Origin of the sequence: Pseudomonas sp. MS646 (genome assembly GCF_036693845.1) — a bacterium.
In the GTDB taxonomy this organism is placed as follows: domain Bacteria; phylum Pseudomonadota; class Gammaproteobacteria; order Pseudomonadales; family Pseudomonadaceae; genus Aquipseudomonas; species Aquipseudomonas chlororaphis_E.
Window position 1 is genome coordinate 4,942,392 of sequence record NZ_CP144763.1, and the last position, 14,342, is coordinate 4,956,733.

Below are 14,342 nucleotides of genomic sequence, written 5' to 3' on the forward strand. Positions count from 1 at the left end.
CAAAACCCTGTGGCGAGGGGATTTATCCCCGTTGGGCTGCGAAGCGGCCCTAAAGCAGTGAACTCAATCTTTCTGACACACCGAGTTTTCTGGTTTAGGGGCCGCTGCGCAGCCCAGCGGGAGCAAGCTCCCTCGCCACAGAGCCAGTGTGCATCTGCTGATCAGGCTTTCTTGACCCTGAACCACGCCGCATACAACGCCGGCAGGAACAACAGCGTCAACGCCGTCGCCACGATCAACCCGCCCATGATCGCCACGGCCATCGGGCCGAAGAACAGGCTGCGCGACAGCGGGATCATCGCCAGCACCGCCGCCAGCGCGGTCAGCACAATCGGGCGGAAGCGGCGCACGGTGGCTTCGATGATTGCCTGCCAGGGTGCGAGCCCGGCCTTGATGTCCTGCTCGATCTGGTCCACCAGGATCACCGAGTTACGCATGATCATCCCCGACAGCGCGATGGTCCCCAGCATCGCCACGAAGCCGAACGGCTGACGGAACACCAGCAGGAACAGCGTGACGCCGATCAACCCCAGGGGCGCCGTCAGGAACACCATCGCCGTGCGCGAGAAACTGCGCAGTTGCAGCATCAGCAACGTCAGCACCACCACGATGAACAGCGGCACGCCGGCATTCACCGATTTCTGGCCACGGGCCGAATCCTCCACCGTCCCGCCCACTTCCAGCAGGTAACCGTCCGGCAGTTCCGCGCGGATCGGCTCCAGGGTCGGGAAAATCTGCTGCACCAGGGTGGCCGGCTGCTCCTTGCCGTAGATGTCTGCCCGCACGGTCACGCTCGGCAGGCGATTGCGGTGCCAGATCACACCTTCTTCGAAGCCGTATTCCAGGGTGGCGATCTGCGACAACGCCACACTCTGACCGCTGTCGGTCGGCACGGCCAGGCTTGGCAGCAGCGACAGTTCGGTGCGCTCGTGCACCGTGCCCCGTAGCAGGATCTCGATCAGCTCGTTGTCTTCGCGGTACTGGCTGACACTCGACCCGGTCAGGGAACTGCGCAGGGCGCTGGACAGGTTCGCCGTGCTGACGCCCAGGGCCCGGGCGCGGTCCTGGTCGATATTGAGGTAGACCACCTTGCTCGGTTCTTCCCAATCCAGATGCACGTTGGCCACGTAGGGATTTTCCCGAACCTTGGCCGCCACTTTCCGCGCCAAGGCCCGGACTTCCTCGATGTGCTCACCCGTCACGCGAAACTGCACCGGGTAGCCCACCGGCGGCCCGTTTTCCAGGCGGGTCACCCGCGAACGCAGGGTCGGGAACTGTTCGTTCAGGGTGCTGATCAGCCAACTGCGCAGCGGTTCGCGGTCTTCGATGGTCTTGGCCAGCACCACGAACTGAGCAAAGCTGGACGCGGGCAGTTGCTGATCCAGCGGCAGGTAGAAACGCGGCGATCCGGTACCGACGTAGGCCACATAGTTGTCGATGCCGGCGTGGTCCTTGAGCAGCGCTTCAAGGCGCTTGACCTGCTCGGCGGTGTTGCTCAGGGAGGCGCCTTCCTCCAGTTTGAGGTCGACCATCAGCTCCAACCGCCCGGAGGCTGGGAAGAACTGCTGAGGCACAAAACGGAACAACACCACCGAGCCGATAAACAGCAGCACGGTCAGCGCGATGACGGTTTTGCGCCGACGCACGCACCAGCCCACCAGCCGCCGCACGCGTTGATAGAACGGCGTGCCGTAAGGGTCGAATTCACCGTCGGCGGTGCCGTGTTTGGCGGCATGAATTTTCGCCAGGTCTGGTAGGAGTCTTTCCCCCAGATACGGCACGAACACCACCGCGGCCACCCAGGACGCCAGCAATGCCAAGGTCACCACCTGGAAGATCGAGCGGGTGTATTCACCCGTGCCCGACTGCGCCGTGGCGATCGGCAGGAAGCCCGCCGCCGTGATCAGCGTACCGGTGAGCATGGGGAAGGCGGTGCTGGTCCAGGCATAACTGGCGGCCTTGATGCGGTCGAAGCCCTGCTCCATCTTGATCGCCATCATCTCCACCGCAATGATCGCGTCGTCCACCAGCAGCCCCAATGCCAGCACCAGCGCGCCAAGGGAGATCTTGTGCAGGCCGATTCCCAGGTAATACATCGCGGCGAAGGTCATCGCCAGCACCAGCGGGATCGCCAGCGCCACGACCATCCCGGTGCGCAGTCCCAGGGAGAAGAAACTCACCAGCAACACGATCGCCAGGGCCTCCACCAGCACCTGGACGAACTCGCCGACGCCCGTCTTCACCGCCGCCGGCTGGTCCGACACCTTACGCAGTTGCATGCCGGCCGGCAGGTTGTTCTGGATCCGGGCGAACTCGGCTTCCAGCGCCTTGCCCAGGACCAGGATGTCGCCACCGTCCTTCATCGCCACGGCCAGGCCGATGGCATCTTCGCCCATGAAGCGCATGCGCGGCGCCGGTGGGTCGTTGAAGCCACGACGCACGTCCGCCAGGTCGCTGATGCGAAAGGTTCGGTCGGCCACCCGGATCGGAAAGTTGCGGATCTCTTCGACCGTCTGGAAATTGCCCGACACCCGCAACTGCAAGCGCTCGCTGCCGGTCTCGAAGAAGCCTGCGGTCGATACCGCGTTCTGCTCCTCAAGGGCCTGCTGCACCGCCGCCAAGGGCAGGCCGAGGGTCGCCAGCTTGACGTTCGACAGCTCGATCCAGATTTTCTCGTCCTGCAAGCCGAGCAGCTCGACCTTGCCCACGTCCTTGACCCGTTGCAGCTGGATCTGGATGCGATCGGCGTAGTCCTTGAGCACGGCGTAGTCGAAACCGTCACCGGTCAACGCGTAAATGTTGCCGAAGGTGGTGCCGAATTCATCGTTGAAGAACGGTCCCTGGATGCCCGGCGGCAAGGTATGGCGGATGTCGCTGACTTTCTTGCGGATCTGGTACCACAGCTCGGGGATCTGCGCCGAATGCAGGGAGTCGCGCGCCATGAAGGTGACCTGGGACTCGCCCGGCCGGGAGAACGAGACGATACGCTCGTAATCGCCGGTCTCCATCAGCTTCTTCTCGATACGTTCGGTGACCTGGCGCGAAACCTCCTCGGCCGTCGCGCCCGGCCAGAGGGTGCGAATCACCATGGCCTTGAACGTGAACGGCGGGTCTTCGCTCTGGCCCAGCTTGGTGTAGGAAAGCGCACCGACGATGGCCAGCAGGAGCATCAGGAACAGTACGATCTGGCGATTACGCAGCGCCCATTCGGAAAGATTGAAGCCCATCGGGGATTACTCCTTGGCCGCCAGGTTGACCACGCGGTTGGAGCGATCCACCGGCCGCACCTGCTGGCCGTCGAGGAGCACATGGACGCCGGCCGCCACCACCCAGTCATCCGGGCTCAGGCCTTCCAGCACCGGGACGGTTTTCTCGCCGAACGCGCCGACCCGCACCGGGACCTTTTTCAGGGTGTTGTTGGCGTTGACCACCCAGACGTAGGTCGCGCCGTTCTCGGCCGTCAGGGCCGACAAAGGCACCGCCAGCGACACCTTGTCGGCCGTCTGGATGAACACCCGGGCACTTTGGCCCAACTCGGCCGGAACGCTGCCGGCGGTGAACGCCACGCGAGCGGCGAAGGTACGGGACCTGGGGTCGGCGGCCGGCGACAGTTCGCGAATGCGGCCACTGAAACGCTGGTCAGGCTGGCTCCACAACTCGACCGAAACCGGCTGGCCGACCTTGAAGCGACCAAAACCCTGTTCCGGCAAGCTGATCAGCACTTCACGCTCACCGTCGGTGGCCAGGGTGAAGACCGTCTGTCCGGCCGAAACCACTTGCCCGACTTCCACCGCACGCCGGGCGACGACGCCATCCTGGGGCGCCCGCAACACCGAATAGCTGGCCTGGTTGTTGGCCACGTCGAACTCAGCCTTGATCTGCTTGAGCCGCGCGGCGCCGGAGCGATAGAGGTTTTCGGCATTGTCGTACTGGGAGCGGCTGACCATCTGCCGCTCCATCAGCGTCTTGTAGCGGTCACGCTCGGCACGCACCAGGTTCAGGTTCGCCTCGGCGGCGGCCACCTGGGCCCGGGTCGCTTCCAGTTGCAGACGTACGTCCTCGGGGTCGAGCTCGGCCAGGGGCTGGTTGGCCTTGACCCGCTGCCCCTCTTCGACCAGCCGTCGGCTCACCTTGCCGCCAATGCGAAAGGCCAGGTCGGGCTCGAAACGCGCTCGCACCTCACCAGGATAGCTTTCCATGGCCTGGGCCGAAGGCTCTGGCTTGACCACCATGGCCGGGCGCACGGCGACGGGCACCGGCTCGTCATGACCACACGCAGACAATAAAAAAGCCAGGCAGACTGGCATGGCGAGGGGCAAGGCAGAGCGGAACATGGCGGCTGACCTTTCGCGAATGGTGCTTGGAATAATTATACTGGCCAGTATGTTATTAATAGCAAACTCACCAGTCCAGTATTAAAGCGGAAAAATGTCGAACAATCTTGCATCTCCCAGCGGCCCCGGCCGTCCCAAGGACCTGGCCAAGCGCCAGGCCATTCTCGACGCCGCGAAACGCCTGTTCGTGAACATGGGCTACGCCAATACCAGCATGGACACCGTGGCCACCGAGGCCGGGGTTTCCAAGCTGACGGTCTACAGCCACTTCAACGACAAGGAAACGCTGTTCTCCGCCGCGGTGATCGCCAAGTGCGAAGAGCAAGTGCCGCCGCTGTTCTTCGAATGGCCCGAAGGCGTGGCGATCGAGGAAGTATTGCTGAACATCGCCCGCGGCTTTCATCAACTGGTCAGCAGCGAGGAATCGGTGAACCTGCACCGAGTGATCATGGCGCTGGGCAGCCAGGACCCGAAGCTCTCGACGATTTTCTTCGAGGCCGGTCCGCAGCGGATGTTGTCAGGGATGGAACGCCTGTTGAGCAAGGTCAACCAGAGCGGCGCCTTGAGCATCGATAAACCGCGCAACGCGGCGGAACACTTCTTTTGCCTGATCAAGGGCGCGGCGAATTTCCGGCTGCTGTATGGCTGCGGCGCGCCGTTGGAGCCAGAAGCCGCCGAAGCCCATGTGCGAGAAGTGGTGGGGTTGTTTGTGCGGGCTTATCGGCCTTAGATCATCCGGCAGAGCTTCGCTGGCGGGGCGGGCCTCTTCGCGGGCAAGCTCGCTCCCACAATGGATCGTGGGTGTACTCGAAATCCACATCCGCCGCTGGCCACTGTGGGAGCGGGCTTGCCCGCGAAGACGTCGCAATATTCAGCATCTGCTCCCACTGACCCATCGCTATCGCGAGCAAGCTCGCTCCCACAATGGATCGTGGGTGTACTCGAAATCCACATCCGCCGCTGGCCACTGTGGGAGCGGGCTTGCCCGCGAAGAGGCCGGTACATTCAGCATCTGCACCCACTGACCCACCGCCATCGCGAGCAAGCTCGCTCCCACAATGGATCGTGGGTGTACTCGAAATCCACATCCGCCGCTGGCCACTGTGGGAGCGGGCTTGCCCGCGAAGGGGCCGGAACATTCAGCATCTGCACCCACTGACCCACCGCCATCGCGAGCAAGCCCGCGATGGGCCCGACGCGGTTTCAGGCCTTGAGCGCTTTCTTGGGGTAGATATCGTACCGACTGGACTTGCCATCGAGCCCATGGCTCGGCTTCGGCCCCTCGATGCACGGCGCCTTGCGCGGGCGCTTGACCACCACCCGGTGGGTTGCCAGGGCCAAGGCCGCGGCCAGCAGCGCCGGCGCGTCCGGATCGTCGCCGACCAAGGGCCGGAACAGACGCATCTCCTTCTTCACCAGAGCGGTTTTTTCCCGATGAGGGAACATCGGGTCCAGGTAGATCACCTGGGGCGGCTCGCCTTCCCAGTTGCGCATCACCTCGATGGAGTTGCCCTTGAGCAGGCGCATCCGCGCGACGATCGGCGCCACGTCGAAATCCTCCGCCCCACGGGCCAGGCCATCCTCAAGCAAGGCGCCGATCAGCGGCTGGCGCTCGATCAGGCTCATTTCACAACCCAGGCTCGCCAGCACGAACGCATCCTTGCCCAACCCGGCCGTGGCATCCAGCACCCTTGGACGCACGCCCTGGGCAATACCGACCGCCTTGGCGATCATCTGGCCGCTGCCGCCGCCGTACAACCGGCGATGGGCCGCACCACCCTCGACGAAGTCGACACGCACCGGGCCCGGCGCGTCCGGGCCCAGTTGCTGCAATTGCAGCCCTTGCTCGCCGACCTGCAAGGCGAACTCGCCGTCGTCCACCTGCCGGGGCAGGTCGAGGCGCTCGGCCCATGCTTGCGCTTGCGACTCGAAGGCCGGGGCCAAGGCCTCGACGTGGATGCGGCAGGCCGCGGGTTGCTCAATCATGAAAACACGCTCAAAAAATTAAGGATCGGCAAAAACCGCCGATAACAACAGTGAACGGCATTTTGCCAGAGCTGAGCGTCGACCGAGAAAAATGTCAGACATTCAATCCACATCGATAGGCGTGATCTCCCCGTACGGGGATTACCGCCTGCGCAACACCCAAGCACTGAGCGGCGTCAGTCACCTGTGGCAGGATTTCTTTGCCCAGGCCCTGGCCGATCAACTGGGTGATGCCGCGCCGGCGCCGGGCAGCTACCAGCCCGTCGCCCTCGATGAGGCCGTTGAACCGACCCTCGGCGCCGAACTGCTGGACCACATCGTCAGCCAGCGCACCTGTGACGTGAAAGACACCCCGATCGCACCGCCGGAGCCGCTGTTCCTGCCGATCGCCGAATTCGAGCTAGACCTGCTGGACAAGCCCTTCCCGCCGTTCCCGGAAGACGAAATCGTCGCCCAGCAAAAGCAGCAGGATTTCGAGAGCCACTGGGTTCGCCCGCTCGTCCTTACCGCCGGCCAACCGCTGCCAGAACCGGGCCCGGCACCGCAACCACGGCCCTTGCACCTGCCGATTGCCGAGTTGGAACTCGACTTGCTGGACAAGCCGTTCCCGCCGTTCCCGGAAGACGACATCGTGGCCCAGCAGAAAGCACTGGACTTCGACACGCGCTGGGCTCGCCCTATCGTGCTGCAGAACCTGCGCATCGCCGCCTGATCAGCGACAGATCCACCAGGGCCCCACATCCAGATGGAAATGGTTGCGGTGCGCCGCGTTGTAGTCCGGGCTCAGGACCACACTGAACATGTCGCAGGCACCGTCGCGCACCTGTCGCAGGAACTGCGCATCGGCGTTGTTCCGGGGCCAGTCCTTGAGCACGCTGACCGCGCGGCCATCGGCCAGGCGAAACCCGGCAATGTCCAGGGCGCTGGCCGTGGCATGCTGGCTGCGTGCGCCACTTTCACGGCCGTACATGTTCCGGCAGGCGAAACTGCCGAGGTGATCGACCCGCGTTACCTTCTGTCCATAGACCGCCGCCGACGCCGGCTGCAACGCATGACGCTCGAACAGCGCGAAAGCCACCGCCAACGGGCAACTGGCGAGGAAACTGCTGCTCAACCCAATCTCGCCGCCCTGCACCCGCAACACATTGGTCAGCGGGCAATCGGCATTGCCAGGGCTGTCGGCCTGCCGAGCGACCCGCAGCCCCGACGTGGCGAGGGTCTGGTCGCACAGTTGCGGGTCGTTGCGCAGGGCCATGAGCTTGTAGCGGGTCAGCAGGTTCGGCGCCAGGTTGACGTCCAGCGGCGCCCAGGGATTCCACTGGGGAGGCAGCGACAGCCAACCGCGCCAAACCCCCACCCCGGCCACACCGGCGATCAATCCCAGCCACAGGAAACCTTTCAGGACCCGCACGACATTGCCTCGGCCATCAACCCTTGAACAATTCGTTTGCCTGCTTGAACGGCATCGAGCGCCGAGTGAAGGTGAACGTGCCCTGCTGCTGGATTTCCTCGGCGGCGCGGAAGAACTCGCCATACGCGGCCAGGGCCAGGGCCGAACCGACGCTGATGCGCTTGACGCCCATCTCGCTCAACTGCGCGACGGTCAGGTCCAGCGCCCCGGACATCAACACATTCACGGGTTTCGGCGCCACGGCCCGGACCACCGCGAGCACTTGCTCGGCCGTATTGAGCCCAGGGGCGTAGAGCACATCGGCACCGGCATCGGCGAACGCCTTCAGGCGTCGAATCGTGTCATCCAAGTCAGGATTGCCATGCAGGAAGTTTTCCGCCCTGGCCGTGAGCAGGAAGGGATACGGCAGGCTGGCCACCGCTTCGGCGGCCGCCTTGACCCGTGCCACGGCCTGTTCGAAACAATAGATCGGGCTGTCTTCACGCCCCGTGGCATCTTCGATCGATCCCCCCACCGCCCCGGCCTCCGCGGCCCGAAGCAGGTTTTGAGCGCAGGCTTCGGGGTCATCGGCAAACCCATTCTCCAGGTCGACCGCCACCGGCAAGTCGGTGGCGGCGACGATGGCCCGCACGTTGGCCAGGGTGGCTTCCAGCCCCAGGCCTCCGTCCGGCCGCGCCAGGGAAAACGCGTGACCGGCACTGGTGGTCGCCAAGGCTTCAAAGCCGAGGGTGGCGAGCATCTTGGCGGAACCGGCATCCCACGGGTTGGGAATGACGAAAGCCCCTTCGCGTGCGTGCAAGGCCTTGAACGCCTGGGCTCGACGGGTTTGCGCATCCATGTAGTTCGCTCCTGAGCAGAAAGGGGTAGGCCTCAGAGCAAACCCAGTTGCTCGGCGGCGGGCTCTCTGTATAGCTCAGGCAGGGCCGGCAAGCCAGGCAATCGACGCATCAATCGCTGGTGAAAGTGCTGCGCGAGTTTGGCCGCCAGCAGGTTATCGGCGGTGTGCAGGAAGACATACGGCGTGCGCCCCTCTTCGATCCAGCCGGCGACTTTCTCCACCCAAGGCGTCAGGAACGGTTCGTTGGCTTCCAGTACCGGATGACCGATGAAGCGCACTTGTGGGCATTGGGTAAAGGCTGTTGGCCGAGGCGGCACCCGAGGCTTTTTCGATTGCGCGTGGAGCACCGAAGGCTCGGTGGAGGTGCAACTGAACAGGGCCCGCGGATCGAGGCAGATGCGCTCGACACCACGGTCGAGCAGCAGGCGATTGAGCTGTCGCTCGGCGTCACCCTTGGCAAAGAACTCATCGTGGCGCACTTCCACGGCCAGTGGCCGCTCGAAGGCGTCGATGAACGCCGCCAGTTCGCCGAGCCGATGCGGGGTGAAGGCCTTGGACAACTGCAACCAGAATGGCGAAACCCGCTCGCCCAAGGGGCTGAGCAACTGCACGAAGGTTTCGGTGGCTGCTAACTGCTCACGCAAATCGCCATTGTGGCTGATGTCACCGGGCAACTTGGCGGTAAAACGAAAGTGTTCGGGCATGGCATCGGCCCAACGCTGCACGATGGCGGCAGACGGGCTGGCGTAGAACGTCGTATTGCCTTCCACGGCATTGAACACTTGGCAGTAGAGGCTGAGGAAATCGGCGCTTTTGGCGTCTTGCGGATAGAGGTAATCACGCCAGGCGTTTTCGCTCCAGGAGGGGCAGCCCAGGTAGTAAGGCAAGCCCATCAGATGTAAAGGTCGAGGCCCAGCACTTCCATATCCCAATCGACGAAACCGGCGGTGCTCAGGTAGCTGGCCAGGGCCGTGGCGACGCTGCGCTTCATGGCGCGGTGATACAGCATGTCTTGCTGGCGGGCGGGAAGGTTGCTCAGGCGCTGCGCGGCGGATTTGGCGGCGCGGGCAGCCAGTTGTTCTTCGGACGGGGAGTCCAGTTCGCCATCGATATCATCGAGCGACTCAGGCTCGACAGCCTTGCCTGCACGCGGCTTGCGCTTGATGGGATAGGACTGTGAGGAAACGCCGTCTATACGCATGACAGAATGCTCGGTATCAATGATGGCAATTTAGCGGCACTTTCGTAGCCGCGCAAATGCGCAAGTGATAACTAGAACACATAAAGCCAAAAAGGTTTAAAAACCGCGGAAAAAAGTGACGACTGGCAATAAAGGGTGTGACTTTTGAGTAGGGAAATGACTTTCGAGCTCTACGCCTGTGGCGAGGGAGAGGATCTAGCGCTCTGCCTTCGGTACCGCCACCTTGTCGCGCAGATACACCGGCTGGGCGTCGTCCGCCGGGACGGCTTCGCCCCGGGCCCAGGCGAAGCGTGCCAGGGTCAGCAGGTCTTCGGCGTGAGGCAACATGGCCGCGTCCTGGCCGCAGAGGTTGACGGCGATCCGCTCGCCGTAGCCCCAACCGGTCCCGGCTCCGAACCACTCGCCAGCGGCTTCGCCTGGTAAAGCCGCGACCTGCGGCGGCAACACGGCTTCTGCACCCACCAGGCGCATCTCGCCGTCGGTTTCGCGGTAGCAGCCCCAGTACACTTCGTCCATGCGGGCGTCGATGGCGGCAGCGACCTGCCGTGCACCGTGCTCGCGCAACGCACGCTGGGCCAGCACCGCCAGATTGGACACCGGCAACACCGGACGCTCCAGCGCGAACGCCAGCCCCTGGACCACGCCGATGGCGATGCGCACGCCGGTGAACGCCCCGGGCCCACGCCCGAAGGCAATGGCGTCCACCGCTTGCAAAGTTGTCCCGGCGTCGCTGAGCAACTGCTGGATCATCGGCAACAGCTTCTGGGCATGCAGGCGCGGAATCACCTCGTAATGGCTCGTGACCTTGCCGTCGTGCAGCAAGGCAACGGAGCAAGCTTCAGTCGCGGTGTCCAGGGCCAGCAAGGTGCTCATCGATGTGTCCGAATCAGGTGGAGGAAAAAGGGCGCCAGTATAAACAACTACGGCCCGCAAGCGGGCCGTAGTTGTCACAGCGAATCAGACTTTTCAGCTGAGCGCTTCGAGCACCTTGCCGGTGATCGCATCGACCGAGCCAACGCCCGGGATGTGGCTGTACTTCGGCTTGCCCTTGGCGGCCGACAGGTTCTGGTAGAACGCCACCAGCGGCTTGGTCTGGGAATGGTAGACCGACAGGCGATGACGCACGGTTTCTTCGGTGTCGTCCTTGCGCTGCACCAGCTCTTCGCCGGTGATGTCGTCCTTGCCGGCCAGTTTCGGCGGGTTGTAGACGGTGTGGTAGACACGACCGGACGGCTCGTGGACGCGGCGACCGGCGATGCGCTGGACGATCTCTTCGTCGTCGACAGCGATCTCGACCACGTGATCGAGTTCCACGCCAGCTTCTACCAGCGCTTCAGCCTGGGGAATGGTGCGTGGGAAACCATCGAACAGGAAGCCCTTGGCGCAATCGGCCTGAGCGATGCGATCCTTGACCAGGGCGATGATCAGGTCATCCGACACCAGGCCACCGGCATCCATGATGCTCTTGGCCTTGATGCCCAGCTCGGTGCCCGCCTTGACCGCGGCACGCAGCATGTCGCCCGTGGAGATTTGCGGGATACCGAATTTCTCGGTGATGAACTTTGCCTGAGTACCTTTACCGGCCCCGGGAGCTCCCAGCAGAATGACGCGCATCGATGTGCTCCTCAATTTTTTATGTAAAACGCTCGGATTCGCCTCGTGGGGCCAATCTCGGAAAATCTGGAATCGTGACCGCCCAAACGGCCAAAGGCTGATCAAGATACACAGCAGGCCCGACCCACACAAGCCGCCAAAAGTCGGAGGAACCGGCGCCTGATGCGACCTTTGGCGGAGGTGGCGAGAGTCGCAACCGAACAACAAACTGTCGCCTGGTCGACCTCTTCCCTCCCCCCGCGGCCGACGTCCGGGAACCCCGGACGGGCCGTTTCGGTGCGCTGCTGGAGCTTAGCCGGTATTGCGCAAACCGGCGGCAATCCCTGCCACAGACACCAGCAACGCCTGTTCCACGGGGCTGCCCTGGGCGACCTCGGGTTGCCGCGAGCGGGCCAGCAGTTCGGCTTGCAACAGGTGCAGCGGGTCGAGGTAGGTGTTGCGCAAGCGGATGAATTCCAGCGTGTCTGGGCTATGTGCCAGCAGCTGCGACTGACCGGTCAACCCCAGCACCACCGAACAGGCCTGCGACAATAGGTCGCGTAAATGCGCACCCAATGGCAGCAACTCAGGTTCCACCAGACGTTCGTCGTAGGAGCGCGCGATATCGGCGTCGGCCTTGGCCAGCACCATCTCCAGCATATCGATGCGGGTACGGAAGAATGGCCACTGCTCGCGCATCTGGCCGAGCAATTGCCCTTCACCCCGCTCCAGCGCCTTGCCCAGGGCGGTTTCCCAACCGAGCCAGGCCGGCAACATCAGGCGGGTCTGGGTCCAGCCAAAGATCCAGGGGATCGCCCGCAGGCTTTCGATCCCGCCGGCCCGACGCTTGGCCGGACGACTGCCCAACGGCAGGCGACCCAGTTCCTGCTCGGGCGTGGACTGGCGGAAATACTCGACGAATTGCGGGTTCTCCCGCACCACCGCGCGGTAGGCGTTGACACCGTCGGCGGCCAGTTCGTCCATCAGGTGCCGCCACTCGGGGGTCGGCGGTGGTGGCGGCAACAGAGTCGCTTCCAGTACGGCGGCGAGGTACAGGTTGAGGTTCTGCTCGGCGATGTCCGGCAGACCGAATTTGAAACGAATCATTTCGCCCTGCTCGGTGGTGCGGAAACGCCCGGCCACCGAGCCCGGCGGCTGGGACAGGATCGCCGCGTGGGCCGGACCGCCGCCACGCCCGACCGTGCCGCCGCGACCGTGGAACAACAGCAGTTCGACCTGCTGCTCGCGACAGATGTCCACCAGCCGCTCCTGGGCCCGGTACTGTGCCCACGCCGCCGCCGTGGTGCCGGCATCCTTGGCGGAGTCGGAATAGCCGATCATCACTTCCTGGGGGCCTTGCAGCCGAGAGCGATAGCCCGGCAACCGCAGCAGCCGCTCGATCACCGGCCCGGCGTTGTCCAGGTCGGCCAGGGTTTCGAACAGCGGCACCACCCGCATCGGGCGCAGCACGCCGGACTCTTTCAACAACAGTTGCACCGCCAGCACGTCGGAAGCCGCGCCGGCCATGGAGATCACGTAGGAGCCCAGGGACGCCGCAGGTGCCGCCGCCACTTCACGGCACGTGGCCAACACTTCGGCCGTGTCAGCCGATGGTTTGAAATGGGCAGGCAACAGCGGGCGCCGGTTGTTCAGCTCTTCCAGCAGGAAACTGATGCGCTGTTCCTCGTTCCAGTCCTCGTAGCGACCCAGGCCCAGGTAGTCGGTGATTTCAGTCATGGCCGAGCAATGGCGGGTCGAGTCCTGGCGCACGTCCAGGCGCACCAGGAACAGGCCGAAGGTGACTGCCCGGCGCAGGCAATCGAGCAACGGCCCGTCGGCGATCACGCCCATGCCGCACTCATGCAGCGACTGGTAGCACAGCTCCAGCGGGTCCAGCAGTTCGCGGTTGCTCTGCAGCACATCGGCGGACGCTGGCGTGGCACCTTTCAAGGCCGCGTGGGCCCAGTTGCGGGTGGCCCGCAGGCGCTCGCGCAACTGCTTGAGCACGGCGCGATAGGGTTCGGCGCTGTCACCCGCCAGGGCACGCAAGACGTCGCTGGCGTTCTGCATGGACAGCTCGGCGGCCAGGTGATCGACGTCACGCAAGTACAGGTCCGCCGCCATCCACCGCGCCAGCAACAGCACTTCGCGCGTTACCGCCGCCGTGACGTTCGGGTTGCCGTCCCGGTCGCCGCCCATCCACGAAGCAAAACGGATCGGCGCGGCCTCCAGCGGCAGGCGCAGCCCGGTGGCCGCGTGCAGGGCCTGATCGGCCTTGCGCAGGTAATTGGGGATGGCCTGCCACAGCGAATGCTCGATCACCGCGAAGCCCCACTTGGCCTCGTCCACGGGGGTCGGGCGGGTGCGACGGATTTCCTCGGTATGCCAGGCCTCGGCGATCAAGCGTTGCAGGCGCTCATGAATCTGCGCCCGCTCGGCGCTGGTCAGGTCGCGGTGGTCCTGGGCCGCCAGTTGCGCGGCGATGGCGTCGTATTTCTGGATCAGCGTACGCCGGGCCACTTCCGTGGGGTGGGCCGTCAGCACCAGCTCGATCTCCAGCCGTCCCAATTGCCGCGCCAGGGCCTCGGCGCCGTGGCCCTCGGCCCGCAACCGGGCGAGCAGCTCGGGCAACACCCGGGCCTCGAAGGGAGCCGGCTGCGACTCTTCGCGGCGGTGGATGAGCTGGTACTGCTCGGCGATGTTGGCAAGGTTGAGAAACTGGTTGAATGCCCGCGCCACGGGCAGCAGCTCGTCTTCGCTCAACGCGTTGAGGCTGGCACTGAGTTCGGCATCCGCCGAGCCGCGCCGATCGGCCTTGGCGCCCTTGCGGATCTGCTCGATCTTGTCGAGGAACGTGTCGCCGTACTGCTCGCGAATGGTATTGCCCAGCAGCTCGCCGAGCAGGTGGACGTCCTCGCGCAAGCGGGCATCGATATCGGTCATCAGCAGTTCTCCAGCAAAAGGTCCGGACAGCGAACG

General features: G+C 64.3%; 12 protein-coding genes. 2 read left to right on the forward strand and 10 right to left on the reverse strand.

All coding sequences use genetic code 11. The features are described from left to right. Window positions 1-161: 161 nt before the first annotated feature. Together V3H56_RS21695 and V3H56_RS21700 are read right to left on the reverse strand one after the other, a co-directional pair. Complete coding sequence (locus tag V3H56_RS21695) at window positions 162-3,227, reverse strand: efflux RND transporter permease subunit (protein WP_042732283.1); 3,066 nt, start codon at window positions 3,225-3,227, stop codon at window positions 162-164. Window positions 3,228-3,233: 6 nt separating this feature from the next. After that, on the reverse strand, window positions 3,234-4,334 hold the full coding sequence (locus V3H56_RS21700) for an efflux RND transporter periplasmic adaptor subunit (RefSeq protein WP_338473855.1): 1,101 nt from the start codon (window positions 4,332-4,334) through the stop codon (window positions 3,234-3,236). A 94-nt stretch (window positions 4,335-4,428) separates the two neighbouring features. On the opposite strand from V3H56_RS21700, the gene V3H56_RS21705 reads away from it, so the two are divergent. Further along, complete coding sequence (locus V3H56_RS21705; protein ID WP_042732285.1) at window positions 4,429-5,064, forward strand: TetR/AcrR family transcriptional regulator; 636 nt, start codon at window positions 4,429-4,431, stop codon at window positions 5,062-5,064. 473 nt (window positions 5,065-5,537) lie between these two features. On the opposite strand, the gene V3H56_RS21710 is transcribed toward V3H56_RS21705, so the two are convergent. After that, window positions 5,538-6,317, reverse strand: a complete 780-nt coding sequence (locus V3H56_RS21710) for a class I SAM-dependent methyltransferase (RefSeq protein WP_185057709.1) — start codon at window positions 6,315-6,317, stop codon at window positions 5,538-5,540. Between the two features lie 94 nt (window positions 6,318-6,411). On the opposite strand from V3H56_RS21710, the gene V3H56_RS21715 reads away from it, so the two are divergent. Continuing rightward, entirely contained in the window at window positions 6,412-7,032 is a 621-nt protein-coding gene (locus tag V3H56_RS21715; RefSeq protein WP_047736723.1) for a hypothetical protein, read from the forward strand. Here V3H56_RS21715 and V3H56_RS21720 read toward each other — a convergent pair whose 3' ends face one another. From V3H56_RS21720 to ppc, 7 genes are all read right to left on the reverse strand, one after another. Continuing rightward, entirely contained in the window at window positions 7,033-7,731 is a 699-nt protein-coding gene (locus tag V3H56_RS21720) for an extensin family protein (protein ID WP_338473856.1), read from the reverse strand. Window positions 7,732-7,747: 16 nt separating this feature from the next. Next, entirely contained in the window at window positions 7,748-8,569 is an 822-nt protein-coding gene (locus V3H56_RS21725; protein WP_047736727.1) for an isocitrate lyase/phosphoenolpyruvate mutase family protein, read from the reverse strand. Window positions 8,570-8,601: 32 nt separating this feature from the next. Next, a complete protein-coding gene (locus V3H56_RS21730; RefSeq protein ID WP_042731028.1) occupies window positions 8,602-9,462 on the reverse strand; it encodes a DUF72 domain-containing protein in 861 nt (286 codons plus the stop codon). Next, entirely contained in the window at window positions 9,462-9,770 is a 309-nt protein-coding gene (locus V3H56_RS21735) for a hypothetical protein (RefSeq protein ID WP_042731029.1), read from the reverse strand. Before V3H56_RS21735 ends, V3H56_RS21730 begins: the two co-directional genes overlap by 1 nt. Window positions 9,771-9,965: 195 nt before the next feature. Beyond that, window positions 9,966-10,643 (reverse strand): tRNA (adenosine(37)-N6)-threonylcarbamoyltransferase complex dimerization subunit type 1 TsaB, encoded by a 678-nt coding sequence (gene tsaB / locus V3H56_RS21740; RefSeq protein ID WP_047736730.1) that lies wholly within the window; start codon window positions 10,641-10,643, stop codon window positions 9,966-9,968. A 93-nt stretch (window positions 10,644-10,736) separates the two neighbouring features. After that, window positions 10,737-11,384, reverse strand: coding sequence for an adenylate kinase (gene adk / locus V3H56_RS21745; protein ID WP_042731031.1), 648 nt, complete (start codon window positions 11,382-11,384; stop codon window positions 10,737-10,739). 291 nt (window positions 11,385-11,675) lie between these two features. Continuing rightward, a complete protein-coding gene (gene ppc / locus V3H56_RS21750) occupies window positions 11,676-14,306 on the reverse strand; it encodes a phosphoenolpyruvate carboxylase (protein WP_047736732.1) in 2,631 nt (876 codons plus the stop codon). Window positions 14,307-14,342: the final 36 nt, after the last annotated feature.